Annotated in this window: 25 protein-coding genes and 2 pseudogenes; 19 read left to right on the forward strand and 8 right to left on the reverse strand. The window is 71.0% G+C overall.

Translation table 11 applies throughout. From position 1 onward, the window contains the following. Positions 1-31: 31 nt before the first annotated feature. The 3 genes from AB0946_RS35900 to AB0946_RS35910 are packed head-to-tail and all read left to right on the forward strand — an operon-like array spanning position 32 to position 2,740. Positions 32-868, forward strand: coding sequence for an alpha/beta hydrolase (locus AB0946_RS35900; protein WP_366764891.1), 837 nt, complete (start codon positions 32-34; stop codon positions 866-868). A 20-nt stretch (positions 869-888) separates the two neighbouring features. Further along, positions 889-1,902 carry a 2-oxoglutarate and iron-dependent oxygenase domain-containing protein gene (locus AB0946_RS35905; protein ID WP_366764892.1) on the forward strand — a complete coding sequence of 338 codons (1,014 nt, stop codon included), beginning with the start codon at positions 889-891 and terminating at the stop codon, positions 1,900-1,902. 22 nt (positions 1,903-1,924) lie between these two features. Next, positions 1,925-2,740 (forward strand): DUF427 domain-containing protein, encoded by an 816-nt coding sequence (locus AB0946_RS35910; RefSeq protein WP_366764893.1) that lies wholly within the window; start codon positions 1,925-1,927, stop codon positions 2,738-2,740. Here the strand turns inward: AB0946_RS35910 and AB0946_RS35915 are convergent. Next, positions 2,644-3,288: a membrane dipeptidase gene (locus AB0946_RS35915; protein WP_366764938.1), complete on the reverse strand. Its 645-nt coding sequence runs from the start codon at positions 3,286-3,288 to the stop codon at positions 2,644-2,646. The two genes, AB0946_RS35910 and AB0946_RS35915, sit on opposite strands and share 97 nt — an antisense overlap. An 80-nt stretch (positions 3,289-3,368) precedes the next feature. Further along, a complete protein-coding gene (locus tag AB0946_RS35920; RefSeq protein ID WP_366764894.1) occupies positions 3,369-3,758 on the reverse strand; it encodes a VOC family protein in 390 nt (129 codons plus the stop codon). Positions 3,759-4,015: 257 nt separating this feature from the next. Here AB0946_RS35920 and AB0946_RS35925 point away from each other — a divergent pair. After that, positions 4,016-4,501: pseudogene (locus tag AB0946_RS35925) on the forward strand (LUD domain-containing protein); the annotation flags it as partial. 247 nt (positions 4,502-4,748) lie between these two features. Further along, the gene (locus AB0946_RS35930; protein WP_366764895.1) at positions 4,749-5,564 is read left to right on the forward strand and encodes a TauD/TfdA family dioxygenase; all 816 of its coding nucleotides are present in this window, start codon (positions 4,749-4,751) and stop codon (positions 5,562-5,564) included. A gap of 223 nt (positions 5,565-5,787) precedes the next feature. On the opposite strand, the gene AB0946_RS35935 is transcribed toward AB0946_RS35930, so the two are convergent. Both AB0946_RS35935 and AB0946_RS35940 read right to left on the reverse strand, forming a co-directional pair. Continuing rightward, on the reverse strand, positions 5,788-6,291 hold the full coding sequence (locus AB0946_RS35935; protein ID WP_366764896.1) for an AAA family ATPase: 504 nt from the start codon (positions 6,289-6,291) through the stop codon (positions 5,788-5,790). A gap of 402 nt (positions 6,292-6,693) precedes the next feature. Then, a pseudogene (locus AB0946_RS35940) lies at positions 6,694-6,864 on the reverse strand (O-acetyl-L-homoserine sulfhydrolase); the annotation flags it as partial. Positions 6,865-7,179: 315 nt separating this feature from the next. Between AB0946_RS35940 and AB0946_RS35945 the strand changes: the two are divergent. The 10 genes from AB0946_RS35945 to AB0946_RS35990 are packed head-to-tail and all read left to right on the forward strand — an operon-like array spanning position 7,180 to position 18,649. Further along, positions 7,180-8,205, forward strand: coding sequence for a 2-oxoglutarate and iron-dependent oxygenase domain-containing protein (locus AB0946_RS35945; RefSeq protein WP_366764897.1), 1,026 nt, complete (start codon positions 7,180-7,182; stop codon positions 8,203-8,205). Beyond that, a complete protein-coding gene (locus tag AB0946_RS35950; RefSeq protein WP_366764898.1) occupies positions 8,202-9,500 on the forward strand; it encodes a PLP-dependent transferase in 1,299 nt (432 codons plus the stop codon). Before AB0946_RS35945 ends, AB0946_RS35950 begins: the two co-directional genes overlap by 4 nt. A gap of 35 nt (positions 9,501-9,535) precedes the next feature. Next, a complete protein-coding gene (locus AB0946_RS35955; protein WP_366764899.1) occupies positions 9,536-11,089 on the forward strand; it encodes an ABC transporter substrate-binding protein in 1,554 nt (517 codons plus the stop codon). A gap of 7 nt (positions 11,090-11,096) precedes the next feature. Next, a complete protein-coding gene (locus tag AB0946_RS35960) occupies positions 11,097-12,047 on the forward strand; it encodes an ABC transporter permease (protein WP_366764900.1) in 951 nt (316 codons plus the stop codon). Continuing rightward, positions 12,044-12,886 carry an ABC transporter permease gene (locus AB0946_RS35965; RefSeq protein WP_366764902.1) on the forward strand — a complete coding sequence of 281 codons (843 nt, stop codon included), beginning with the start codon at positions 12,044-12,046 and terminating at the stop codon, positions 12,884-12,886. The genes AB0946_RS35960 and AB0946_RS35965 overlap by 4 nt, the downstream gene beginning before the upstream one ends. Then, positions 12,883-13,671, forward strand: a complete 789-nt coding sequence (locus AB0946_RS35970; RefSeq protein WP_366764903.1) for an ABC transporter ATP-binding protein — start codon at positions 12,883-12,885, stop codon at positions 13,669-13,671. The genes AB0946_RS35965 and AB0946_RS35970 overlap by 4 nt, the downstream gene beginning before the upstream one ends. Then, complete coding sequence (locus AB0946_RS35975; protein WP_366764904.1) at positions 13,668-14,444, forward strand: ATP-binding cassette domain-containing protein; 777 nt, start codon at positions 13,668-13,670, stop codon at positions 14,442-14,444. Before AB0946_RS35970 ends, AB0946_RS35975 begins: the two co-directional genes overlap by 4 nt. Before the next feature lie 13 nt (positions 14,445-14,457). Next, a complete protein-coding gene (locus AB0946_RS35980; RefSeq protein WP_366764906.1) occupies positions 14,458-15,804 on the forward strand; it encodes an LLM class flavin-dependent oxidoreductase in 1,347 nt (448 codons plus the stop codon). After that, positions 15,801-17,126, forward strand: coding sequence for an LLM class flavin-dependent oxidoreductase (locus AB0946_RS35985; protein ID WP_366764908.1), 1,326 nt, complete (start codon positions 15,801-15,803; stop codon positions 17,124-17,126). The genes AB0946_RS35980 and AB0946_RS35985 overlap by 4 nt, the downstream gene beginning before the upstream one ends. Before the next feature lie 47 nt (positions 17,127-17,173). Then, complete coding sequence (locus AB0946_RS35990; protein ID WP_366764909.1) at positions 17,174-18,649, forward strand: MFS transporter; 1,476 nt, start codon at positions 17,174-17,176, stop codon at positions 18,647-18,649. A 112-nt stretch (positions 18,650-18,761) separates the two neighbouring features. On the opposite strand, the gene AB0946_RS35995 is transcribed toward AB0946_RS35990, so the two are convergent. Further along, positions 18,762-19,211, reverse strand: a complete 450-nt coding sequence (locus AB0946_RS35995) for an Lrp/AsnC family transcriptional regulator (RefSeq protein ID WP_366764910.1) — start codon at positions 19,209-19,211, stop codon at positions 18,762-18,764. A gap of 93 nt (positions 19,212-19,304) precedes the next feature. Here AB0946_RS35995 and AB0946_RS36000 point away from each other — a divergent pair, with 93 nt between their 5' ends. Continuing rightward, the gene (locus AB0946_RS36000; protein ID WP_366764911.1) at positions 19,305-20,117 is read left to right on the forward strand and encodes an LLM class flavin-dependent oxidoreductase; all 813 of its coding nucleotides are present in this window, start codon (positions 19,305-19,307) and stop codon (positions 20,115-20,117) included. Beyond that, positions 20,114-20,554, forward strand: coding sequence for a nucleoside deaminase (locus AB0946_RS36005; RefSeq protein ID WP_366764912.1), 441 nt, complete (start codon positions 20,114-20,116; stop codon positions 20,552-20,554). The genes AB0946_RS36000 and AB0946_RS36005 overlap by 4 nt, the downstream gene beginning before the upstream one ends. A gap of 502 nt (positions 20,555-21,056) precedes the next feature. Here AB0946_RS36005 and AB0946_RS36010 read toward each other — a convergent pair. Further along, positions 21,057-21,227, reverse strand: coding sequence for a hypothetical protein (locus AB0946_RS36010; RefSeq protein ID WP_037661814.1), 171 nt, complete (start codon positions 21,225-21,227; stop codon positions 21,057-21,059). Positions 21,228-21,524: 297 nt separating this feature from the next. Here AB0946_RS36010 and AB0946_RS36015 point away from each other — a divergent pair, with 297 nt between their 5' ends. Next, positions 21,525-21,593: a putative leader peptide gene (locus AB0946_RS36015; RefSeq protein ID WP_366764940.1), complete on the forward strand. Its 69-nt coding sequence runs from the start codon at positions 21,525-21,527 to the stop codon at positions 21,591-21,593. Between the two features lie 79 nt (positions 21,594-21,672). Then, positions 21,673-23,070: a sulfatase-like hydrolase/transferase gene (locus AB0946_RS36020; protein WP_366764913.1), complete on the forward strand. Its 1,398-nt coding sequence runs from the start codon at positions 21,673-21,675 to the stop codon at positions 23,068-23,070. Positions 23,071-23,337: 267 nt separating this feature from the next. On the opposite strand, the gene AB0946_RS36025 is transcribed toward AB0946_RS36020, so the two are convergent. Continuing rightward, on the reverse strand, positions 23,338-23,484 hold the full coding sequence (locus AB0946_RS36025) for a DUF1737 domain-containing protein (RefSeq protein WP_366764941.1): 147 nt from the start codon (positions 23,482-23,484) through the stop codon (positions 23,338-23,340). 28 nt (positions 23,485-23,512) lie between these two features. Further along, positions 23,513-23,860, reverse strand: coding sequence for an STAS domain-containing protein (locus tag AB0946_RS36030; RefSeq protein ID WP_366764914.1), 348 nt, complete (start codon positions 23,858-23,860; stop codon positions 23,513-23,515). Positions 23,861-24,038: the final 178 nt, after the last annotated feature.

A 24,038-nucleotide genomic window follows, 5' to 3' on the forward strand; every position in this document is an offset into this window, starting at 1 on the left:
CCCATGCCCCCTCCGCCCACCGGGAGCCCTGATGACCACGACCACGACTACGCCCCCGACCACGAGCACTGCCGCCGAGGAGTTCGCCGGGCTGATGAACGCCCCTGTCATCCAGCGTCGTTGGGTGACCGTCGCCACCGGCGGTCACGTCGGCGGCGTCTTCTGGCACACGCAGAAGCCCACCGTCGTCCTCCTCCACGACGCCGGACGGAGCGCCCGTTCCTGGGACGACGTGCTGCTGGCACTGGACCGGCCGGCCGTCGCCCTCGACCTGCCCGGACACGGCCGCTCCAGCCGGCGCGGCCGGGGCGACTACCGCCCGCGCCGGCTGGCGGCCGCGCTGGAGGAGACGGTCCGCTCCTTCGCGCCGGGTGGCGTGCCCGTCGTGGGCGCCGGGTTCGGCGGGCTGGTCGCGATCGCGCTGAAGGCGAAGTTCCCGCGCGGCGCCGGACGTCTCGTCCTCGTCGACGCACTGCCCGGTGCCCCGTCACCCGGCCTGCGGCTGTGGCCCGAACCCAGCCCGGAGTTCGCCACCCGGGAGCAGGCGGCGACCTGGCTGGAGGAGCGTGGTGCGACCGACCCGGCACGCACCGCCGAACTGGAGACCGAGCAGGCGGCGGACGGCACCTGGTCCTGGCGCCACCACCTCGGCAGCCTGCCCGCCGACGCGCCCACCGCCCTCGACGACGAGACGCTCTGGGATCAACTCGCCACCGTGCAGGCCCCGTTGCTCATCCGGATCGAGGGGGGACCGCTCGACGCGGTGTCCCTCGACCGGTTCCGCGCCCAGGTACCGGACGGAGACATCGTCACCGTCCACGCCGACCCCCAGTCCCTCGCGGACGCCCTGCGCCCCCTGACCCACTGAATCCCGAAGGAGCCTGAGCAATGTCGGACGACATCCCCGTCATCGATCTCGCCGCCGCCCTCGCCACCGACGCCCCCGACGACCTGCTCGCCACCGTGCGCACCGCCGCCGAGACCATCGGCATCATCCAGGTGGTCAACCACGGCGTGCCCACCGAGGTGATCGCCGGCTTCGACGACGGCTTCCGCCGCGTCCTCGACCTGCCGCGCGCGGAGAAGGAGCGACTCGCCAGCCCGACCGGCCATCCCTACCGCGGCTGGCGGCAGTGGCCGGACGACTTCGGACGCCTGGAGCTCGAACGGTTCAGCATCGCCCAGTACGACGACACGGAGGCGGCCAGGGCCGCCGGGCTGTCCGCCGAACACGCCACCCTCTACGAACACGCGAACGTGTGGCCGCCGCAGGAGCCCGGGCTGCGCGCGGCCACCCAGCGCTATCACGACGCCTTCGTGGACGTCGCCCGCCGCGTCCTCGGCCTGTACGCGCGCGTGCTGGACGTCCCCGCGCAGGCCTTCCCGCTCGGCGAGGACGTCTACACGACGGTGGTCGTCAACAACTACCCGCAGTGGCCGCACGAGGGCGCATCGGACGAGGAGAAGCTCCTCCTCCTGGAACACGCCGACAGCTCTGTGCTCACGGTGCTCCACCAGGCGGGTGACTACGCGGGCCTGCAGGGGCAGCGTCCCGACGGCACCTGGACCCCCGTACCGATCCGGCCGGACGCCCTCCAGGTGTTCACCGGCACCCTGCTGACGAACTGGACGGAGGGCCGGCTGCGCCCCGGACGGCACCGCGTGGTGGCCGGTGGCTCGGTGACCCGGCGCTCCTCCGCGGTGTTCGTCCACCCGAGCCTGGACACGGTCGTCGCGCCGCTGCCCGAGTTCGCCGACCCGGACGGCTCCGACTTCGAACCCGTCTCGGTGTGGGAACGGGCCAGCGGTAACGTAGAGGAGTACCTGCGCGTGTTCGGCCGCCCCGAGCAGCTCGCGGCCTGGCGCGAAAACCGCCCCTACGCCGCGGAAGTCACCGCGTGAGCCGGTCGGAGGAGAGCAGCTCATGACCACGTTCCCCACCGCACAGGCCGTGCGGACCACCCCCGAAGGCCTCCTTTGGGAGCCCGGCGAGCGCTGGGTACGCGGCCGCAAGGGCGAGGTGACGGTCGTCGACAGCCGGCATCCCGTCCTGGTCTGGGAGCCGGGTGTCCCCGTCCCGCTGTACGCCTTCCCGCGCACCGAGGTCCGTGAGGACCTGCTCCGCCCCGCGAAGAACCCCCCGATCGGTACGCACACCGGCTCACGGATCTTCTACGACCTCGACATCGACGGTGACCTGCTGGAGAACGCCGCCTGGACCTTCCCGGCCGCCGACCTCGCCGACCACATCGCCTTCGAGTGGTTCCGGCGCACCGGCCGGGGCCTCGACCACTGGTACGAGGAGGAGGAAGAGATCTTCATCCACCCCCGCGACCCGCACAAACGTGTGGACGCCATCCCGAGCAGCCGCCACCTCGTGGTCCAGATCGACGGCACGGTCGTCGCGGACACCCGCCGGCCGGTACTGGTCTTCGAGACCGGCCTGCCCACGCGTTACTACATCCCGCGCGAGGACGTCCGCCTCGACCTGCTCGAACCCACCGGCCACCACACCGGCTGCCCCTACAAGGGCACGGCGGAGTACTGGTCCTGGCGCGGCGAGTCCGAGATCCCGCCGAACGTCGTCTGGTCCTACCCGGACCCGCTGCCCGCGGTCGGCCCGATCAAGGGACTCCTCGCCTTCTACAACGAGGCCGTAGACATCACCGTCGACGGCGAACCCCAGGAACGCCCCGTCACACACTTCACCGGGACGCTCTCGGAGAGACCGCACGCATGACGGAATCGGACCGCCGCATCCGTCCCGACGGACCGCGCCGGTCCACGTCCGGCACACCACGCCGGGACTGGGGCGCAGCCGGCAGCCAGGCCCGCTCCGGCTCGGTCGCCCCGCTGCCCCCGCGGGCTCGTGGACATGACCGCGCCGGAACTCGAGTGCTCCGGCACACGCGTCACAACGAGACCAGGCCGCTGTGCGCAACCTTGACCGGAATTCCCCGGCCGAGCCTCCAGCTCGGTCCGGGACCAGCCGCGGTCGGCGAGTTCGCGCGGCAGCACCGGGTGGCCGCAGACGTCGGCGAGGCCGGTCGGCCGGTGGTCCACGCCGTCGTAGTCGCCGCCGAGACCGATGTGGGCCACGCCGGCCGGCTCGCGGGCGTGCTCCACGTGGTCGGCGACCTGGGTCGGGTCCTCGTCGGGGCGGGGTTGCACGCGGCCAGTTCCAGGGCACCGGCAAGCCGAGATCCTGACCGTGTCTGGGTGCGCAGCACCTGATCTTTGTCTGCACAGCGCTCCCTCGGCACCGGCACAGCGTCGGCCGGGCCGCATGCGTGCCCATGCGCGCCGTGCCTCGTACGGCACCCCGTGCGTCAATGCCGCAACCGGGACGAGCCGTGCCTGGGCTGTGCTCAGCCGCGTTCCTGCACGAGCTTCACGCGGTGGCCCTCGGGATCGTGCAGCCAGGCAAACCGAAGCCGCCCGTCCGGAGAGTCCGTCGGACTCGTCAGGGGCTTGCCGCCCGCTTCGAGGGCCGCCCGATGCAGGCCGTCGACGTCGTCACACCACAACACGACCTCGGTGTTCTCGCCGGGCGTCGTGGCGATGCCGAAGAGTTCGCCGCCCGTGCGGGCCGAGCTGAACCCGATCCGCACACCGGCAGCCTCTACTTCGACCTGGTGCGGCTCACCGTCCGGCGGAAAGCGGAACCGTTCGGGCATGCCGAGGCGACGGAAGAACGCCGCGCAGCGCTCCACGTCGTCGCACCACAGGTTCACCTGGACAGCCTTGAACTCCGCCATCCTCACAGGCTACTGCGCGGCGGGTCGCCGAACTCCCGCCTCCGCGGGGGCTGTCCGCGGGAGACGCCGTGCGCGTAAAAGGGCCGGCGCCGGATTGACGGGCGGTCAGTGAGCGGCGGCGCGACAGAGTGCGTCCGCGACACGTAACAGATCGACGCAGCGGCGGCCGCAACTGGACCGCGCGGCCGAGGCCCTATGCGGCAACGGGTTTGTCGTGCACGTCGTGGACGCCGTGACCGACGCACGTTGAACTCGTCCTTTCGCTCGTCCCGGACAGGGCGTCGCTGTTCACCGCGTCGAGCGAGACGCTGCGACTAGCCGGGATCACGGAGGCCGTCGACGACTCCGGCCGCTTCGCCTCCGTACGGGCCGCCGCGGGCGACCTGGGCGACGACGTGACCGCCCGCATCCGGCTGGGCGCGACGCCCGATGTCGTGGTGGGCAGTGTGCACGCGGTCTCCGAGGACGGCGTTCTGCTGGTGGGCTCCGCGAGCGGCAGTCAGCTCGCCCCATACGCATCGGGTGCCCGCAAGGCGATCCGGGTGGTCGGCGCCCGGAAACTCGTCCCCGACGTGGCGACGGGACTGCGCTGCATCCGGGAGTACAGCCTGCCCAGGGAGTGGCGACGGCGGCAGGAGAACTACGGCCAGACCGCGTTCATCGGCAAGATCCTCATCCTGGAGCGCCAAGCCCTCCCCGAGCGGGGCGTGGCCGTCCTGATCCGCGACAGCGTGGGCTTCTGAGCCCCTTCCCGCCGGGCGACCCGACCGGCCCCGACGGAATTTTCATGCAGCTGCAACGATCCGACCCTCAACTGCCTGCTACACATGGTGAGGTGACCTCCTCAGCGCTCTACCGCAGGTTGTACGTGGATCTGGCGCGCGTCGACGCCTCAGCGTGTCGACGCTTCTGACGTCGCCTTCACCCGTCCCGTGTGCGGGCGACCACTCGCGTGTCATTCCTGTACGGCAGCACCGAGAGGGGAAAGCCATGACCACCACTGTCGCGAGCTACGAGATTCGGCGGGCCGGTCCGCGGTTCGGTGCCGAGGTGACCGGCATCGACCTGACGACCGGCGTCGACGAGGCAACCGCCGAAGAACTGCGCCGGGCGTTCCGGGAACACAAGGTGCTGGTGTTCCGCGGCCAGCACCTCACACCGGAGCAGCACGTCGAGGCCGTACGCATCTTCGCGGAACCCTTCGACCACCCGACCGCGAAGAAGGACGCCGCACATCCGCTGGTCTACCCGTACAACGTCCAGCAGACCGGCAAGGCCAGCACCTGGCACATCGGCGGACTGTGGCGGCAGCCGGTCTTCGCGATCGAGTCGCTGACCTACGAGGTCGTGCCCGCGCTGGGCGGCCACACCTTGTGGGCCGATCTCCAGGCGGCATATGACGACCTGTCCGAGCCGTTCAAGGAACTCCTCGAATCGGTCGGCGCGGTCTACGACGCCAACGCGGGAAACTACGCCCAGGGCAGCAAGCGAGAAGCGGTCGAGGAGACCGTCGAGCATCCGGTCGTGCTGACCCACCCCGAGACAGGCCGGAAGGGACTGTTCATCAGCGCCTCGGCGCTCGGCCTCACGGGCGTCACGCCACAGGAGGGTAAGGTGCTGCTCGACCACCTGCTCAGGCATGCGTCATCGCCCGACTACACCATCCGTTTCGGCTGGAACGCCGGTGACTTCGTGCTCTGGGACAACCGGGCGACCTGGCACTACGCCGTGGACGACTACGGAGACGGCGCCCGCGTCTACCGCAAGGTCATCGGGGTGGAGCCGGTGCGTCAGCCCGTGACGTGAGCACGTCCGGCCTCCCGAACGCCTGCTTCGCCGCACGCGGCGAGATGGGAGTGCCCCCGGCCGAAGGGTGGGGGAGGGGGGGTCGGGCAGCCCGGTACCCGGCCGACGTCCACGCCTTCGCCGCCGCCTGCTCGGATTCGGCCCGGACGCCCAGGTGCTCGAACCCCCGGACGTCAGAGGCGAGTTGCCCGAGACCGTGCGTCGAACCGCAGCCAGGTACCCTTCAGCCCGACCGGAGGCGAGCGAGCAGCGCGGCCAGTGACTCGCGCGGTTCCTGCCCAGCCGTGTCGACGACCACGCGCTCGCGGTCCCATGGCTCATATTCCCGGTCGACGATCTGCTGCCAGTCCGGCAGCGGCAGGTCCGGAATGTCGACGGATCGCGAGGTCACGCGGAGCCGGTGTTCAGCCGGGTCGGAGCAGATCACCTCCACCTCGAGGACGGGCACACCCGCCCCGACGGCCGTGGCCCGCCAGGCGTCACGCGTCACGCTCAGCGGGTTCACCGACTCCGCGATCACGGTCAGGCCCTGCCGCAGATGCTCCTCGGCCAGGGCGTATCCGACCACGTAACCCACCGGGCCGACGGGGTGCTGTGCCAGTCCGGAGCGGACGATCGCCTGCTCGATGGTGTCCACCCTCAGGTGGACCGCACCGATCCGGGCCGCCAGGAGACGGGCGAGGGTGGTCTTGCCGCTACCGGGCAGGCCGCCCATGACGATGAGCACGGTTCATCCTTCCGCGAGTCGCCGCAGGAGACGCTTGCCGTCGGTGCCGGCGAACCACTCCGCGTTGCCGACGTGGTACTCGTAGGCCAGGCGGGCGTTGTGCGCCGAGCGTACGACGCCGTGGGAACAGCCGAGCTCGGAAAACGCGAATTCCGCATGCACCAGCGGCGGCAGCGCGGGGAGTGCGGCCGTCTCGTCTGCTGTCAGTGGTCGCACCGAGCGGTAGCCCTCCAGGAGAGCCACGGCGTCCTCCTCGCCTATCGCGTAGCCAGGTTGCAGCCACTGGACCGCGTTGCGTTCGATGGCCGTGGCCAGGTCGTCGGCATGAGCGACCGCACGACCGCCGTGCACGGGTCCACAGCGGGGCGAGGCCGTCGAGGTGTGGGGACAGCCGCTCGTGCACAGGTCGGCGGCGTGCTGGGTGTTCCGGAACACGAACGACGTCGTCTGGTGGATCGGCGTCGCCCGCGCCCCGGTCGTCGGGTCCGGCGCGGCACCCGCATGGAGCTGTGCGGTCTCGAAGGACCACGCGGAGGTGTCAGGCCCGGCGGAGGTATGCAGCCAGACAGCCACAGCGGCGGCGGTATTCACCAGCACAACGAGCGTGTCTCACGTTGCGGGATGCGTGGTGGACACACCTTCCCGGGTGTGCTTTGATCCGGTCATGGAGACCACTGGCCCGGCACACACGGTGCTGCTCGACCCGTTCTGGGTGAGCCGCCGCGCCGACCAGTTCGACCAGGTCTGTTGCTGATCGCCGTTCCACGGCTCGCGACCCGCACCCTCTCTCTTCCTCTTTCCGCCTGATCCCGCTTCTGCCACTCAACCAGCCACACGTTTGGGCAGTTGTGATGCGCAGTCGGCCTGCCGTGCCGCGAAGGAATCCCCATGGCCCAGCCCACAGCCCTGCCCGTCATCGACCTCTCCCGCTTCCGCGCCCCGGACACCGACCGCGCCGCCTTTCTCGCCGAGCTCCGCTCCGCCGCCCACGAGGTGGGCTTCTTCTACGTCACCGGGCACGGCGTCCCCGCATCCCTGCGGGAGGAGGTGCTGAGCGCGGCTCGCGCCTTCTTCGCGCTGCCCGAGGAGCAGCGGCTGGAGATCGAGAACATCAACTCGCCCCAGTTCCGCGGCTACACGCGCACCGGCACCGAGTACACGGCGGGCAGCGCCGACTGGCGGGAGCAGATCGACATCGGTCCGGAGCGCGCCGCGGTGGCCACCGCCCCGGACGACCCCCTCTACCTGCGCCTGATCGGCCCCAACCAATGGCCCACCGCGCTGCCGGAGCTGAAGGACATCGTGCTGCGCTGGCAGGCGGAGGCACTGCGGGTGAGCCGGGAAGTGCTGCGGGCCCTGGCGGCCGCGCTCGGACAGCACGAGGGCTACTTCGACCAGTGGTTCGATGACGAGGCCGCCGTCCACGTGAAGATCGTGCACTACCCGCCGCGTGCCTCGAAGGACGCCGACCAGGGAGTGGGCGTGCACAAGGACTACGGCTATCTCGCGCTGCTCCAGCAGGACGAGGTCGGCGGGCTCCAGGTGCAGCGCGAGGACGGCGGCTGGATCGACGCGGTGCCCGTGCCCGACGCCTTCGTTTTCAACATCGGCGAGATGCTGGAGATCGCCACCCAGGGCTATCTGAAAGCCACCCGGCACCGCGTCGTCAGCCCCCGGCCGGGCGTCCACCGCTATTCCGTCCCCTTCTTCCTCGGGCCACGCCTCGACGCGGTCGTCGAGCCGCTCGTCCTCCCTCCCGAACTGGCCGCGTTGAGCCGGGGCGTCACCGACGACCCGGACAATCCGCTGCTCGCGGCCTTCGGCGAGAACGCGGTGATCGGCTGGCTCCGCTCCCATCCACGGGTCGCCGAACGCTGGTGGTCCGACGTACTGGAGAAGCGAGAGAATCGATGAGCGACTGGGCCTTCGAGACCCGCCAGGTGCACGCCGGCACGGTCCCCGACCCGGTCACCGGTGCGCGGGCGGTGCCGATCCACGCGACCGCCGGTTACGTCTTCCGGGACACCGCGCACGCGGCAGCGGCCTTCGAACTGTCCGACCTCGCCACCCACGCCTACACCCGGCTGTCGAATCCGACCACCGCGGTGGCGGAGGAGCGGATCGCCGCCTTGGAGGGCGGTTCGGCGGCGGTCGCCGTGGCCAGCGGTCAGGCCGCGACCAGCCTCGCCCTGCTCAACCTCGCCCGCACGGGCGACCACATCGTCGCCTCCTCGTCCCTGTACGGCGGCACCCGCACCCTGTTGGAGCACACGTTCGCCGACTTCGGCATCGACGTCACGTTCGTCGACGACCCGGACGACCCAGGCGCGTGGCACACGGCCGTACGCCCCACCACCAAGGCGTTCTTCGGCGAGACCCTCGGCAACCCGCGCGGCAACGTCCTCGACGTCGAGGCGGTGGCCGGCGTCGCCCACGAGGCCGGTGTGCCGCTCGTCGTCGACAACACCGTGCTCACCCCCTACCTGCTACGTCCCTTCGAGCACGGCGCCGACATCGTCGTGCACTCCACCACCAAGTTCCTGTCCGGCCACGGCACCGGCATCGGCGGAGTCGTCGTGGACGGGGGACGCTTCGACTTCGGCGCGGAGCCCGACCGCTGGCCGGGGCTGACCGGCCCGGACCCGACGTACGACGGGCTGTCCTTCTGGGACTCCTTCGCCGGCCTCGGCCTCGCCTACGCGCTGCGTCTGCGCACCCGGCTGGTGCGGGACCTGGGCCCGTCCGTCTCGCCCTTCAACAGCTTCCTGCTCCTGCACGGGCTGGAGACGCTCAGCCTGCGCATCGAACGGCACGTCTCCAACGCCCACGCGCTCGCCGAGTGGCTGGAGCAGCAGCCGCAGGTCTCGCAGGTGCACTACCCCGGACTGCCCTCCAGTCCCTGGCACGTGCCGGCCAAACGGTACCTGCCGCGCGGCGCCGGGGCGGTCCTCGCCTTCGAACTCGCCGGCGGCCTGGAGGCGGGCCGGCGGTTCGTCGAAGGGGTCCGGCTGTTCAGCCATCTCGCCAACATCGGCGACGTCCGCAGCCTCGTCATCCACCCCGCCTCCACCACCCACGCCCAACTGGACGCCCGTCAGCAGACCGCGGCCGGGGTCACGCCCGGCCTGGTGCGGCTGTCGGCCGGCATCGAAGGCGTCGACGACCTGATCGCCGACCTCGAAGCAGGGCTGAGAGCAGCCGCCGTATGAACTCCGCCGCACGCACCCAGGGAGCAAGATCCGCCATGCGCCGCACCACCGCCCTCCGGCTCGCCGCCACCGCAGTCCTCGCCGGCCTGGCCGCGACGGCGTGCGGCACCGGGTCGGCAGACGACCCCGCGAACGCCGGACAGACCAGCCAGGCCGCCGAGCCCGCCGCCATCGACACCGGCGCCACGGTCGACGTACGCCTCGTCCTGGAGCCGACCAGCCTCGACATCGCCTCCACGGCAGGGGCGGCCCTCGACCAGATCCTGCTCGACAACATCTACCAGGGCCTGCTCACCCGCGACGAGAACAACAAGATCGAGCCGAGCCTGGCAACCTCGTACGACACGTCGCCGGACGGGCTCACCTACACCTTCCGCCTCGCGAAGAGCGCCACCTTCCACGACGGAACCAAGGTCACCGCGGCCGACGCCGTCTGGTCCCTGCAACAAGTCACCGCGAAAGGCTCGAAGAACCCGGACGCGGCGGCGCTCGCCTCGGTCAAGAGCGTCTCCGCCTCGGACGACCACACCGTCGTCGTCACGCTCAAACACCGTGACACCGGCTTCACCTGGGGTCTGACGGGCCGGGCGGGCGTCGTCTTCAAGAAGGGGACGGACTTCTCCTCCCTCGCCGGTGACGAGAACGGCACCGGGCCCTTCAAGCTGTCCGGCTGGAAGCGCGGTTCGTCCATCACCTTCGTCCGCAACGACGCCTACTGGGGGAAGAAGGCCAAGGTCGCCAAGGTCGTCTTCCACTACATCAAGGACGACAACGCCGCCGGCAACGCCCAGCAGACGGGGCAGACCGACATCGAGACCGCCGCGGACGCGACCCTGCTCCAACCGTTCTCCGACAAGAGCAAGTACACCGTGCTACGCGGAGACACCACCGACAAGTTCACGCTCGCGTTCAACAACGCCTCCGGGCCGACCAAGGACGTGCGGGTACGGCGCGCCATCCGCCGGGCCATCGACAACGCCGGTCTCATCAAGGCCCTCGGCGGTGCGGCCAAGCCGGTCGGCGGCCCCGTCCCGGCCACCGACCCCGGCTACGAGGACCTCACCGCGATCGACGCCTACGACCCGGCGGGCGCCAAGAAGCTGCTCCGGCAGGCCGGTTACGGCGGCGGCCTGAAGCTCACCGTCCAGATCCCCAACATCTACCCGGCGGAGATCGGCGACTACCTCGCCTCCGAGCTCAAGCGGGTAGGCGTCCAACTCACGGTGCGCCAAGTTGAGTTCCAGACCTGGCTCGACAGCGTCTACACCAAGCACGACTACCAGCTCAGCCTCGTCGACCACGCAGAAGCCCGCGACCTGAACAACTTCGCCAACCCGGACTACTACTTCGGCTACGACAACGCGAACGTACAGAAGTGGTACGCCGCCGCCCAGACCGCCGCCGGCGACGCCGAGCGGGACGCTCTCCTGAAGAAGGCGGCCCGGCAGGTGGCCGAGGACGCCGCCGCGGACTGGCTGTTCGTCAACCAGACGCTCACCGTCGTGCGCAGCGGCGTCACAGGCGTGCCGCACAACTTCACCAGCAACCGCTACGACCTCGCGTCCCTCGCCGTGGCGAAGAAGAAGTGAGGCCCGCGTGACCCTGTACGTGCTGCGCCGGGCCGCACTGCTGGTGGTGTCCCTGCTCGCCGCCAGCGTGCTGATCTTCCTGGTGCTACGGCTGCTGCCCGGCGACATCGCCCAGACCATCGGCGGCATCAAGGCCACACCGGCCCAGGTCGCGGCCGTACGCCATGACCTGGGCCTGGACCGGCCGCTCGCCGCGCAGTACGCCGGCTGGATCGGCGGAGTCGTCACCGGCGACTTCGGGCGGTCCGTCCTCGACGGTACGTCGGTGTCGGGGCAGCTCGCCGAGAAGTTCGCGGTGACCGGGCCGCTGGCCGCCGGTGCGGTCGTTCTCGCGCTCGCCTTCGCGGTGCCGTCGGGCATCGCCGCCGCCGTGCACCGGGACTCGCGGCTCGGTGGCGCGGTGAACGCCTGCGGGCAGCTCGGCATCGCGTTGCCGACACTGTGGGTGGGGCTGCTGCTCGTCGTCGTCTTCGCCGTCCAGGTCCGCTGGCTGCCCGCGCAGGGGTTCCCCGTGGACGGCTGGGCCGAGCCGGGGCAGGCCCTGCGCAGCCTGGTCCTGCCCTGGCTGACCCTGGCCCTCTCCGAGGGCGCCGTCCTGCTGCGGTTCGTGCGCTCCGCCGTATTGGAGGTCCTGCACCAGGACTGGCTGCGCACCGCCCGGGCCAAGGGCCACACGCGCACCGGCGCGCTGGTGCGGCACGGGCTGCGCAACGCGGCGGTGCCCGTGGTGTCGGTGCTCGGCCTGCAGATCGCGGCGCTGGTCGCGGGGGCGGTCGTGGTGGAGCAGGTCTTCGTGCTGCCCGGCGTCGGCCAGATGCTGATCACGGATGTCGGTAACCGTGATCTGGACAAGGTGCAGGGCGAGATCCTGCTGCTCACGGGGGCGGTTCTGGTCATCGGGTTCCTCGTGGACCTCGCGCACCGGCTGATCGACCCTCGGCTGCGGAGCGCCGTATGACCGTCTCCAGAGCGCTCCTCAAGAGCCGCAGCGGCTCGGTCGGGCTGGTCCTCGTCGGCCTTCTCGTCCTGTCCGCCCTGGTCTCCCTCGTCTGGACGCCGTACGACCCCACCCTCGCGCGTCCGCGGGACGGCTGGCTGCTGCCGTTCTCCGGCGGACATGTCCTCGGCACCGACCGGCTGGGCCGCGACGAGCTGAGCCAGCTGCTGGCCGGAGCGCGCGGCACTCTGCTGACCGCCCTGCTCGCGGCGGCGATCGCGGCTGTCGTGGGGCTCGCCCTGGCGCTGGCGGCGGTGCTCGTGCCGCGCTGGATCGGCGCCGCCGTCGTCCAGCTCACGGACGTGCTGATCGCGTTCCCCGTCCTGCTGATCGCGATGATCCTCACTGCGGTGTACGGCGGCTCCACCTGGACGGTGGTCACCGCGGTCGGTGCCGGCGCGGGCGTCAACCTCGCCCGGGTCGCCCGCGCCGAGGCGGGGCGGGTGCTGAACACCGACTACGTGCTGGCCGCGCTCGCCGCCGGGTCCGGCACCTGGCGCACCGTCCGCAAGCACCTGTTGCCGAACATCGCGCCCACCCTCGTCGTGCAGCTCTCGCTTGTGCTGTCCGTGGCGGTGCTCGCCGAGGCGGCCCTGTCGTTTCTCGGGTTCGGCGCGCCGGCGCCCGCCGTCTCCTGGGGGCGCATGCTGCACGAGCAGCAGCAGTACATCGCGGCCCGCCCGCTGCTCGTCATCTGGCCGGGGCTCGCCGTGGCCGCCTCCGTTCTCGGGTTCAACCTGCTCGGGGACGGGCTGCGCGAGGCGGCCGACGCACGCCTGCGCGTCCGGGAGGCGTCATGAGCCTGCTGACGATCACCGATCTGAGTGTGCGGATCGGTGGTGCCACCGTCGTCGACGAGGTCGGCCTGGAACTCGCCCCCGGCGAACGGCTCGCCCTGATCGGTGAGTCCGGCTCCGGCAAGTCGCTCACCGCACTCGCCGTGATGGGACTGCTGCCGGACGGCGCCCGGGCCACCGGCAGCATCCGGCTCGGCGGCCAGGAACTGCTGGGCCTCGGCGACAGGGAGCTGTCCCGGCTGCGCGGCGAGCGCATGGCCATGGTCTTCCAGGAACCCATGAGCGCCCTCAACCCCCTCATGCGCATCGGGAAGCAGCTCGCCGAGCCCCTGCGGCTGCACCGCGGGCTCAACCGGCGCCAAGCCGCGACCGCCGCCGTCGAACTCGCCGCGCAGGTGGGCCTGCCGGACCCGCACCGTATGATCCGTTCCTGGCCGCACCAGCTCTCCGGCGGCCAGCGCCAGCGCGTCGGCCTGGCCATGGCCCTCGCCACCCGCCCGGCCCTGCTCATCGCCGACGAACCCACCACCGCCCTCGACGTCACCGTCCAGGCAGACATGCTGAACCTCCTCGACGACCTCGTCCGCGAGCACGGCACCTCCCTGCTCTTCATCAGCCACGACCTCGCCGTCGTCGCCCAGCTGTGCTCACGAGCCGCCGTGCTGAAGGACGGACGGCTCGTCGAGGAAGGTGCCACCGACACCCTCGTACGAACTCCCCGACACCCCTACACGCAGCGGCTGGTGGCGGCCGCCCGTGCCACGGGATCCGAGGAGGTCACGCGATGACACAGCTCCTGAAGGGCACCGGCCTCGGCCGCACCTTCCGGTTGCCGCGCACCTCGCTGTTCGCGCCTGCCGTTCACCGCCACGCCGTCCGGGACGTGTCGCTGGAGCTCCGGGAAGGCGACAGCCTCGGCATCGTGGGGGAGTCCGGCTCCGGCAAGTCGACCCTGGCCCGGCTCCTGCTCGCCCTGGACCGGCCCGACTCCGGAACAGTGCACTACCGCGGGCGCGAGGTGAAGCCGGGCAGGCTGCCCTGGTTCCGGCGCGAGGTGCAGGTCGTGCTGCAGGATCCGATGGGCTCCCTCGACCCGCGCGCCACCGTCCGCGACATCGTCGCCGAGCCGCTGGAGTGCCTGCGGATCCCCGGCGACCACGACGACCGGGTGGACGAACTCCTGCGCGCCGTCGGCCTGGACCCGTCCGTGCGCGGCCGGTATCCGCACGAGTTCTCCGGCGGGCAGCGGCAACGCATCGCCATCGCACGCGCCCTCGCCCCCGGTCCGAAGGTCCTCGTCGGCGACGAACCGCTCAGCGCCCTCGACGTGTCGGTACGCGCCCAGATCCTCGCCCTCCTCGAAGACCTCGCCGATGCGTACGGGCTGACACTGCTGCTCGTCTCCCACGACATCGGCGTCGTACGGCGTCTGTGTACCGACGTGCTGGTGATGAAGGACGGCCGCGCCGTCGAACAGGGTCCGGCCACATCCGTCCTGGCCGACCCCCAACACCCCTACACACGCCGTCTTCTGGCCGCCGTGCCCCGGCTGCCCGCATGACCGGGAGGACCGCATGACCGAACCCACCGCACGTCGGCTCACCCTGGGGGCTCTCGTCCACGGCTCCGGCGGCCACATCGCCGGCTGGCGGCACCCGGACGCCCGCCCCGACGGACAGCTCGACTTCGCCTTCCACACCGACCTGGCCCGAACCCTCGAACGCGGCCGGTTCGACGCGCTGTTGGCCGCCGACGACGTCGCCGTCCGGGGCCACCAGCTCGACTCGCTGTCCCGCACCGGCCGCGCCGAGCACTTCGAACCGCTGACGCTGCTGGCCGCGCTGTCGCTGGTGACCGAGCACATCGGCCTGGCGGCGACGGCGACCACGACCTACGACCACCCCTTCCACGTCGCCCGCAAGTTCGCCTCCCTGGACCACATTTCCGGCGGCCGCGCGGGCTGGAACGTGGTCACCTCCGCCGTACCCCTGGAGGCGGCGGACTTCGGCTACGACAGCCACCTCGAACACGAGCTGCGCTATCACCGCGCGGACGAGTTCGTACAGGTCGTCAAGGCGCTCTGGGACAGCTTCGACGACGAGGCGGTCGTACGGGACAAGGCGACCGGCCGCTACTACGACCCGGCCGGATTGCACACCCCGCACCACCGCGGCGAGTACTTCGCCGTCCGTGGCCCCCTGAACATCTCCCGGCCGCCACAGGGCCATCCGGTGGTCTTCCAGGCCGGATCCTCCGAGAACGGACGGGAGTTCGCCGCCCGGCACGGCGAGGTCCTCTTCACGACCCAGCACGAACTGGACGCCGCCCAGGCCTTCTACGCCGACATCAAGGCCCGGGCGGCCGCTCAAGGGCGCGACCCCGCCCACGTACTGGTCTGGCCGGGCCTCTCCCCGCTGGTCGCGTCCACCGAGACGGAGGCGCGGCGGCGACTCGCCGAGCTTCAGGACCTCATCCACGACGACGTCGCCCGCCGTCTCGTCCAGGACAGCATCGGTGACCTGGACCTGACCGACCACCCGGTGGACGGCCCGCTGCCGGACATCCCCGAGACCAGCCGCAGCAAGTCGCGCCGCGATCTGCTGCTGAACCTAGCCCGTGACAGTCGGTTGACGATACGTCAGCTCGCACACCGTTTCGCCGCGGGCTCCGCCGTCGCCGGTACGCCCGAGCAGATCGCCGACCACATCGAGACCTGGTTCCGCTCCTTCGCGGCCGACGGATTCCACATCTCCTTCCCCTATCTTCCCGGCCCCGCCGAGGACTTCGTGGACCATGTCGTACCGCTGCTCCGGCAACGCGGGCTGCTGCGCACCGAGTACGAGGGCGGCACCCTGCGCGAGAACCTCGGGCTGCCGCGGCCCGCCGTCCGTGACCGACACCTCCAGGAGACCGGACGATGAGCCGCCGCACCGGACAACTGCACCTCAACGCCTTCCTCAAGCCGCCGGGGGAGTACCTGGCCGCATGGCGGCACCCGGACACCGCGGCGGACGCGGGGGTGAACATCCGGGAGGTCCTGTCCTTCGCGCGGACCGCCGAACGGGCCGCCTTCGACGCGGTGTTTCTCGCCGACCTCGTCGGCGTGCCGTTCGCGAGCGAGGACGTCCTGAGCCGGGTCAGCGTGGTCAACGACTCCTTCGAGCCGACGACGCTGCTGGCCGCGCTCGCCGCCGGCACCTCCCGCATCGGCCTCATCGCCACCGCCTCGACCAGCTACAACGAGCCCTACCACGTGGCCCGCACCTTCGCCTCCCTCGACCACATTTCCGGCGGCCGGGCCGGCTGGAACGTGGTGACCTCCCTCAATGACGGAGAGGCCCAGAACTTCGGCCTCGCGGCCCACCTCGACCACGCCACCCGCTACGACCGCGCCGAGGAGTTCCACGACGTGGTGACGGGGCTGTGGGACTCCTTCGAGGACGACGCCTTCCGCCACGACCAGGCGAGCGGCGTCTACTTCGACCCCGCCAAGCTGCACGCGCTGAACCACGAGGGCACACACCTGAAGGTCGCCGGGCCGCTCGGCATCGCCCGACCTCCGCAGGGTCACCCGGTCATCGTGCAGGCCGGCGCCTCCGAGGCGGGCAAGAACCTCGCCGCCCGCATCGCCGACGTGATCTTCTCCGGTATCAAGGACCTCGGCCGGGCCCAGGAGTTCTACGCGGAGATCAAGGAGCGCGCCGCCGCCCACGGCCGCGACCCGGACCACCTCAAGGTCCTCCCGGCCCTGTCCGTCGTCACCGCCCCCACCGAGTCCGAGGCCCGCGACAAGCTGGCCCGACTCACCGAACTCCTGCCATCACAGGTCGCCTTGGCCGACCTGTCGTACTGGCTCGGCGGCTTCGACCTCAGCCCCTACCCGCTCGACGGCCCGCTGCCCGAACTCCCCGTCTCCAACCAGTCGCACACCGCCCAGCAGCAGATCTACGAGGACGCCCGTCGCGACAACCTCACCATCCGCGACCTCGTCCGCCGCGTCGCGAACGACGACCGCACCCTCACCGGCACACCCCGGCAGATCGCCGACCACATCGAGGAGTGGTTCCACGGCCGCGCCGCCGACGGCTTCAACGTCATCTTCCCGTACCTGCCGGGCACCCTGGACGACTTCGCCGAGCTCGTGATCCCCGAGCTGCGCCGCCGCGGCCTGTTCCGCACCCACTACACGGGCCGTACGCTGCGCGACCACTTGGGCCTGCCGCGGCCGTCCCGGCGGGCGTAGTGCTCCCGGGAGACGACCGCGCCGCACGACGCGTGCTGCTCGTGTGCATGGCCGCCGGCGCAACGACCCTGCTGGACCAGGCCGTTCTGAACATCGCGGTGCCGAGCATGCGGCAGTCGCTCGGGGCCGGTGGGGCGGACGTCCAGTGGATCGTCGCCGGATACTCGCTGGCCTTCGGCCTCGCCCTTGTCCCCGGCGGCAGCCTCGGTGACCTGCACGGGCGCAAGCGGCTCTTCCTGGCCGGGGTGGCGCTCTTCCTCCTGGCCGGGGTGACGGCCGCGACCGGCGGAAGCCCGGGGACCCTGATCGGGGCCCGGCTGGTGCAGGGCGCCGCTGCCGGGCTCGTCAACTCGCAGGTGATCGGCACCATTCAGGACGTCTTCCACGGTGTGACCCGCGGCCGTGCACTGGGCCTCTACGCGGTCACCGGCGGCGTGGCCACGGCCCTCGGCCCGCCGCTCGGCGGTGCCCTCGTCGCCGGGCTCGGCCCCGGGACGGGCTGGCGGTGCTGTCTGCTGCTGAGTGGACCGTGCGCCGTGCTCACCTTGGCCCTCGCGGCCCGCTGGCTGCCCCCGCCGCGGCGCACCGCCCGCCACTCCCGGCTGGACCTCCTCGGCCTCGGTCTGCTCTGCGGCTGCACGCTGGCGCTGATGGTGCCCTTCATCCGCACCCCGGACAGCGGGGGAGGGGCGCTCCTGTGGGGCATCGCGGTGTGCGCGCTGGCGGCCGCCCTTGCCGCGCATCAGCGTCTGCGGGTGCGACGGGGGCGTCAGCCGCTGGTGCACCCGACGCTGGCCTCCTCGAAGCCGTATGCGCTGGGTACGGCCGTCGCGATGGCCCAGTTCGGCTCCTCACTGGCCGCGTTCCTCGTGCTCACCGTCTTCCTCCAGGACGGGCTCGGCCTGTCCGCTCTCCTCACGGCGGCGGTCACTCTCCCCGGGGCAGTCGGGATGGGTATCTCCTCGGCCCTCGCCTGGCGGCTGGTCCGGCGGATCGGACCGCGCACGGTGAGCGTCGGCCTGACGATGGGCATCGGCGCCGCGCTGGCGGGGGCGGCGGTCGCCCTCCGGGCGCCGACGTCGGTGCTGCCCGTGGCCCTGGCCGGAACACAGCTGATGTCCGGTGTCGCCGGAGGGCTCACCGTCTCGCCCAATCAGACCCAGGTGCTCCAGCACGCTCCGGCAGAGGCGGCGGGAGTGGGTGGCGCCATCCTGCAGATGGCCCAGCGCATCGCCGCGGCCGTCTGCCTCAGCGCCGTGCCCGCGGTGTACCTGCACGTCGCGTCCGGTTCGTCGGGAGGCAGTCACGCCCGGGCCGGGTACGCACTGGCTTCCTGTGTCTGCGCCGGCCTGCTCGCCGCGGCTCTGCTGCTGTCCCAGCTGCGCCACGCCGCAACACCACCCGGCCCGTCAGGCGGATCACCCTCGCTGAGGATGCCGACGGACCCCGCGGGCCTCCGTCTCGCCGCCGCCGGAGTTCCGCTTCGACGCCGACCAGGACGACGCCGAAGTGGGTCGCGCTGAGCGCCCGAGTCCTTGAGGCCGTGTCTCATGGCGTGATCGCTCACTGAACCGCGAAGCTCATGGCGGCGGGGTCCCGGGCGACCGCCGGTGCGGGCACGGAGCGGGTCGGTCGTCAGTTCGGTGCTACGGGGCCGCGGTAGGGGAGGGTCTGGCGGTAGACGACGCTCGTGGTGGTGCTGCCGAAGCCGGCGAGTTCGTCCATGAGGGTCTCCAGGTGTTCCATGGAGGTCGCGGCCACCTTCAGGGTGTAGCAGTCGTTGCCGGTGGTGCGCAGGCACTCCAGGATCTCGCGGCGCTCGGCGAGGAGGCGGCGCAGCGGTTCGTGACGGTTGCCCGGGTACTTGAGGCGGACGATGGCGAGCACGGGGTAGCCGACCTTGGCCAGGTCGATTTCGGCACGGTAGCCCGTGATGACGCCCGAGGCCTCCAGATTGCGGACGCGTTCGGTGGTGGCCGAGGGACTGAGGTTCACGCGGCGGCCGAGTTCGCTGAGGGAGATGCGCGCTTCTCGCTGGAGCTGTTCGATGATTGCCCAGTCGACGTGATCAAGGTTCCCGGCCATGCGGCGAAAGTACCAGCAAAATCACGGAGAAGCAGCGGCTATGCAGGGAGGTTTCGCTTCCCTGAGTCATGAACGCCAGAATAGCCTCGGACCATGCAACTCGGCGTCAACATACCGAATTTCGGCCCGGGTACCGATCCCGGCATCCTGCGTGAATGGGCACGGATCGCGGAGGGCCTCCGCTTCGGCGCCCTCATGGTGTCGGACCATGTGGCGGTCACCCCGGACGTGGCCGAGCGGTACCCGGAGCCGTTCCACGAGCCGTTCACCACCCTGTCATGGCTGGCCGGTCTCACCACCACGGTGCGGCTGGGCACGACCGTGCTCGTCCTGCCGTACCGGCATCCCTTGCTGGTTGCCCGCATGGCTGCCGGCCTCCACCGGATGAGCGGCGGTCGCTTCGTCCTCGGGGTGGGCGTCGGCTGGGCCCGGCAGGAATTCGAGGCGCTGCGCGTGCCGTTCACCGCGCGTGGCCGGCTGACGGACGAGTGTCTTGGCATCCTTCGGGAAGCCAGGGAGGCGGGGCGCCAGGAGGGCGACGTTCCCGTCTGGGTGGGTGGCCATAGCGAGGCGGCCCTGCGGCGCGCCGTGAGGTTCGGTGACGCCTGGCACCCGCTGCGGCTCCCCCTTCCCCATATGCGCGCGGTGGTGCGACGGCACGCGCTGCCGGGGTTCGCGCCCCGCATCGCCCTGCGGGTCAGCAGCGCACCGGTCGACGCCTCCGACCGGCCCGCCGGCGTCGGCACCGTCGAACAGATCCTCGACGATCTCGAACAGTTACGCCTGCTGGGCGCGGACACCGTCGTACTCGACCCTTACCACGGAGACCCGGAAGAGACGCGCCGGCCCGAGGCGGCATGGCGGGCACTCACCCTCGTGGCCACCCACTGGAGCACTCGATCATGATCACCTCGGCCGACGAGGCCCTTCTGCGGCGTGCCATCCGCATCGCCGCCCACGCGGTCACCCTGGGTGATGCGCCGTACGGTTCCCTTCTCGCCGGACCGGACGGCACCGTGCTTGCGGAAGCCCACAACACGGTCCGGCGGGACCACGACATCACCGCCCACCCGGAACTGAAGCTCGCTCGCTGGGCGGCCCGCGAACTCGACCCGGACACGGCTGCCGGTACCACCCTGTACACGAGCTGCCAGCCGTGCGGTATGTGCGAGGGCGGCATCGTCCGTTCCGGCATCGGCCGGGTCGTCTACGCGCTGTCGACCGAGCAACTCGTCGCGCTCAACCCGCCGTCGGGTGCCTGGCCGACGGTGCCGCACGACGGTCCGGCCCTTCACGACGAGGCGCACGACCCCGTGGCGGCCTACTACCGGCCCGCCCGATGACCACGACCGGCAGTCCGTAAGGCACGCCCGGCACTCTCATGGACGTGACGCGCCTCGGTGGCCGCTCACGGGTGGCACATCGTCACCCCGGGCACGTGAAGGCACCGACCCTCGCGCACGAGGCCGGCTCACCGGCTGTGGTCCGCGCTACCGCAGGCCAGAAGCGGCAGCGCTCCGCCCGATGAGCCTTGTTCGTTCAGCGAGCCGTTATGACGATGACCAGCATGCCGGGGGCAGGTATCAAGCAGAACACTGCGTGGCCTGGTCACCCGGCCGAACCGGATGCGAGTACGCACCGGCCCCGCAGACAGGAGGAGCAGGGTTCCACTGCTGAGTCCGTGGGGCCGGTGCATGATTCACGTACCCTGCGGTGCGTCCGATACGCCCGATCCCTCCTGACCGCCGCGAGGAAGCTTCTCTTTCACGCCAGTGGGCCCGGCCGTGTCGGCCGGGCCCACTGATGCTCCCGCGTGGCGCGCTCCTCGCGCCGGGTGTCTTTCGTCTACCAGCGATACCAACGGCCCTTGCGGCCGCCACTGTCCGCGGAGCGGACGACGAAGCCGAGCAGCCACACGATGAGCACGATCACCGCGATCCACCACAGTGCCTTGAGAGCGAATCCCGCACCGAAGAGGATCAGGGCCAGCAGAAGAACCAGAAGCAGGGGAACCATCGTTATCAACCTCCTGGCCACCGAATGCCCTTACTTCAGTCCTACAAGCACACAAAATCAGAGTTACTTCCGAGGAATCACGGGCATACGTCCCCGCGCACGATCGACGGTTCCCCCTTTCTCCCACGTCACGCACCGCAGACGCGCAGCCGGTCACGGCAGGCTCGGCGCATCAGGGCGACACCCCGGTATGAACGGCGCATGAAACCCTTCCCCCGCGCCCGCGCTCTGTGTTGACGCCCACCGCCCGCCCTGGCAGCGTGCATGATCATGAGGCTCTCCGTTGTCCGCACAGGGATGTGCGTCGTGCTCGTGGCGCGGCGCCATGTCGACCTGTGCCGGCAGACCAGCGCGATCTGTAGCTGAAGCCCAGCCTCTTCCTTCTCCTCTTCTTCCCTCCCTCGCCGTACCCGTCCTGGGGCACGGCCGCCTCCGAGGACCCCATATGTCTGGAATATCTCGTCGTGCCTTCACCGGCCTGATCGGCGGCGGCGCCGCGACGGCCGTCGCGGGCACGGCCGCGACCGCCGAAGCGGCCGCCCCCGCCGAGCGCCCCTTCCACGCCCGTGCACACGCCGGCCGGGGCCGGCGGCCGAACATCCTCTTCGTCTTCGCCGACGACCTCGGCTGGGCCGACCTGTCCGTCTACGGCGCCCCGCACATCAAAACCCCGAACCTGGACCGGCTCGCCGCACAGGGCGTGCGGTTCACCGACGCCTACTCCGGCTCGGCGACCTGCTCCCCGACCCGGTTCAGCCTGTACACCGGCCGCTTCCCGGGCCGCACCAAGGGCGGACTCGCCGAGCCCATCGCCAACCGCAGCCAGGGACTGGACCCCAGCCATCCGACTCTCGCCTCGCTGCTGAAGAAGGCGGGGTACTCCACCGCGCTGATCGGCAAGTGGCACTGCGGCTGGCTGCCCGACTACAGCCCGACCAAGTCCGGCTGGGACGAGTTCTTCGGCAACTTCGGCGGGGCCCTCGAGTACTTCTCCAAGCTGGGCCAGCTCGGCGACTACGACCTGTACGAGGGCGACGCCGAGTACAAGGACCTGCGCTACTACACGACCGTACTGACCGAGCGGGCCGTGGAGTACGTGAGCCGGCGGCACGAGCGGCCGTGGCTGCTGAACCTCAACTTCACCACCCCGCACTGGCCGTGGCTCACCGAGGACGACGAGGAGACCGGCGCGGAGATCGCCGCGAAGGTCCGCGACGGCAACGTGCTCGGCGCGCTGCTGCACAACGACGGCGGATCGGTGACGAAGTACACGGAGATGGTGGAGAGCCTGGACCGGGCCGTCGGCCAGGTGCTGGCCGCGCTGCGCCGCTCCGGGCAGGAGGAGAACACGATCGTGGTGTTCTCCTCCGACAACGGCGGTGAGCGCTTCTCCTACCAGTGGCCGCTCAGCGGTGAGAAGGCCTCGCTGCTGGAAGGCGGGATCCGGGTGCCGACGATCCTGCGCTGGCCGGACCGGGTCGACGGTCGGCAGGTCAGCCATGTCCCGGTGTACACGCCGGACTGGACCGCGACCCTGCTGGAGGTGGCCGGCGCCCGCCCCGACCCGGCGTACCCGCTGGACGGCCACAGCCTGGCCGGCTATCTGCTGCGCGGCGAACAGGTGCCGGAACGCGACCTGTTCTGGCGGGTGCGCGGCAACCGGGCGCTCAGACGGGGCGACCTCAAGTACTACCGGGACGCCGACGGCAGGGACCACCTCTTCGACCTCGCGGCCGACGCCCGCGAACAGGCCGACCTGGCCCCGGACCGCCCGCAGCTGCTGGCCGAGCTGAGGGCGGCCTGGGAGACGGTGAACGCCACCCTGCTGCCGTATCCCGGCTAGGGTCTGTGGCGAAAGTGGATCTTGTTCGTTGACGATCACCTGTCGCGGGACGCGGGGATCTGACGAACGACCAGCGGGCCCGAGCTTGAGCCGTTGCTGCCGCGAGGCATCAAGCCGGGTCGTCCGCAGGGGTGGACGCGTCGGCAGCTGATAGACGGCATACGGTGGCGGACCCGGACCTCAACGAGTGGCTTTGACCAGCACTTTCACAACTCGCCTGACCGCTGCGGCCCCTGTGGTGTCACGGGCAGATCGCGCCCCCAAGGCCTACGACTGCGCCGGCCGTACCACCGCTTGGGCGACGATGACCCTTTCACCGTCGAAAGTGACCGCAGGGCCTTCGTGTAGCTCGTAGCCGAGAGCTGTCGCTTCGCTCACACGAGGGCAGAACGCGGCGTCGCCCGGGCCGGTCAGGACTCGGTAGACAGGCGATCGGGGGCGCTCACGAGGCTGCGGGCCTGAGGTCGGCCGGGGGTACGTCGGGCAGGAGACGACAGAGGTCGAAGACGGTGGGATTCACGTCGGCCGCCAGGAGCAGCAGCGACAGCGGCTGTGCGCGCAGTCCGGTCACGGTCGCACGGCGCTCCGGGCCGGTGGTGGTGGGGGTGAAGAGGAGGTGGAGGCCGGCGACGTCCATGAAGGATGTGTGGGTCAAGTCCCACTGCAGGTCGGTCACCTGCGGTGGCAGCGCGTCGACTGCGGCGCGCAGCGGGGGCAGGGTGTGGAAGTCGATCTCTCCGCAGAGGGAGATGCGTGCGAAGGTGCCGTCGGTCGTGGTGGTGATGTTCATGCGGGCGTGCCCCCTTCCGGGGGTTGGTGAGCCCAAAGACGAAGCACCCCCCTTTGAGGGGTGTACGACGATGGCGGGGGTCGGGTGCCCGGGGTGGGGGCAACGCCCGAACTCCCCAAAGACCGGCACCCAGAGATGCCGACCGGTCTCGTTGTCTTCCCCCACCGTCACACAGAAA

It is taken from the genome of Streptomyces sp. NPDC046870 (assembly GCF_040704595.1).
GTDB lineage: Bacteria > Actinomycetota > Actinomycetes > Streptomycetales > Streptomycetaceae > Streptomyces > Streptomyces argyrophylli.